This is a genomic window from Hubeiibacter jixunmingi (genome assembly GCF_041928215.1).
GTDB lineage: Bacteria > Pseudomonadota > Gammaproteobacteria > Pseudomonadales > Moraxellaceae > Acinetobacter.
Genome location: NZ_JBHFHK010000117.1, coordinates 1 through 1,807, shown reverse-complemented (window position 1 = coordinate 1,807; position 1,807 = coordinate 1). Strand labels below are relative to the sequence as shown.

Annotated in this window: 2 protein-coding genes; both read left to right on the top strand. The window is 35.3% G+C overall.

Translation table 11 applies throughout. The features are described from left to right. Positions 1-497 precede the first annotated feature (497 nt). Positions 498-710 (top strand): transcription antiterminator/RNA stability regulator CspE, encoded by a 213-nt coding sequence (gene cspE, locus ACEYX7_RS10855; protein ID WP_374805532.1) that lies wholly within the window; start codon positions 498-500, stop codon positions 708-710. A 133-nt stretch (positions 711-843) separates the two neighbouring features. Next, positions 844-1,569 (top strand): hypothetical protein, encoded by a 726-nt coding sequence (locus ACEYX7_RS10850; RefSeq protein WP_374805530.1) that lies wholly within the window; start codon positions 844-846, stop codon positions 1,567-1,569. Positions 1,570-1,807: the final 238 nt, after the last annotated feature.

Genomic DNA, 1,807 nt, shown 5'->3' with positions numbered 1-1,807 from the left:
TTAAGCAAGGGCTTCTTGATGACTATATTTGTGAGCAACTTCGTTGCCCTTCGGTTAGGTTTGCGTAAGTCCTACTACTATAATTGTGTAAGTGTTGCTATCAGCTATATTATAAGTCATTTATGTGAAATGAGCGAATTTTAGATAGATTGCATCAGGTTTGGGTTTTTAATGAGAATAGTCCAGTGTTGGTGTAAGCTTGTGTTTTATTAAATAATCCTATAAAAATCAACCCTTAATCATTTATTTTTCACAAAAACACTTTTAATGCTTGCTTAATCTTAATAATCCTATATACTACAAGACAGCTAGAGAAGAGTCTGAAGTTTAAAAAGTATTATCATTTTCAATCTGTATTTAAGTGTCTTGTTTTACAATATCCTTTCGTTCAAGATTTTGATTTAATCACTAAACCAATGCCTGCCTTGTGTAGGGGCTAAGTTCAAGCACTAACGGTCATAAGACCAATCAAAAAAATTATACAAAAGGTATATATCATGTCAAATCAAGCAAACGGTACAGTAAAGTGGTTTAACGAAGCAAAAGGCTTTGGCTTTATTTCTCAAGACAATGGCGGTAAAGATGTGTTCGCACATTTTAGCGAAATTTCTGGCTCAGGCTTTAAAACCCTTACCGAAGGTCAACGTGTATCATACAACGTAACCCAAGGTCAAAAAGGCGACCAAGCAAGTAATATTGTTTCAATCTAACAATAATTGCTAAGAAAAAGACAAATGGTGACATTTGTCTTTTTTGTTGTTGGTGTAAATAATCATTAATATGGTTTAGTAGTCTTGATTGGGTATTGCCAGTCAATGATATTATTTAAATAGAGGATGAGTTATGTCAGTAAAATTTATGAATATTACGGTTTTGGGCTTGAGCTTAGGCTTGTTGTCGGGTTGCACGACAACTGCCACACCATCTAAAGTTGAACAACCCACATCTGCTACTTCAGTAGCTAATCAAATAAACGTTGAGCAAAGACAAAGAATCACTGGCAATATCTCTGGGTATGATGTAGAAAAATATCAGTTTTATGGCAAAAAAGGTCAGTTACTAAGAGTGGTTAGGCAAGATACAAGCCAAAAAATTGAATTGGGGCTTGAATATCTGGGTAAGGGTGTAGGGAGTGCGACGGACAGTTTAGCGGGTGACTATCAGATATTGCCTTATACAGGTGAGTATCAGCTTATCATCGGGCAAACGCGTAATGATGCGAGAAAATCAAACGCACCTATCAATTACAATTTGACAGCTTATATTAGTGACCTGCATCAGCCTCAGGGCGTTGCTGATATGACCTACCAATGTGATAACAACCAAACTCTTTCTGTTAATTACACGGGCAATATGGCAACCGCATCATTTAATAATCAAATTGAAAAAATGGTATTAAATCGTAATTATGGTGGTGGCGACAATCTAGTATACGCCAATAAAAACTACATGCTGAGCATCACCACACCAAGTGAAAGAAATTTTACCCAATCAATGGTGAATTCTTTAAATAGCTTAAAGACTGATGCAAATGGCGTTGTTATATTGCAAAATTGCCAAGTTAAATAACAGCACAACATCAAAAAGACAGATAGATATATCTGTCTTTTTGTTTTTAAGTGAAGCAGTTTGCAGTAAGCTTGTCATGTGCTTCCGAGTTATTTGTGTATGATAAGTGAGTGATTCATTGTAAAAAATACTTATTCTCATATATTCATAAATTTTGATATAATTAGGACTTACGCAAACCTAACCGAAGGGCAACGAAGTTGCTCACAAATATAGTCATCAAGAAGCCCTTGCTTAA

What these genes read in the sequence shown, in the direction of transcription:
- cspE (WP_374805532.1), top strand. Translation starts at nt 498, where the DNA reads ATGTCAAATCAAGCAAACGGTACAGTAAAGTGGTTTAACGAAGCAAAA.
- ACEYX7_RS10850 (WP_374805530.1), top strand. Translation starts at nt 844, where the DNA reads ATGTCAGTAAAATTTATGAATATTACGGTTTTGGGCTTGAGCTTAGGC.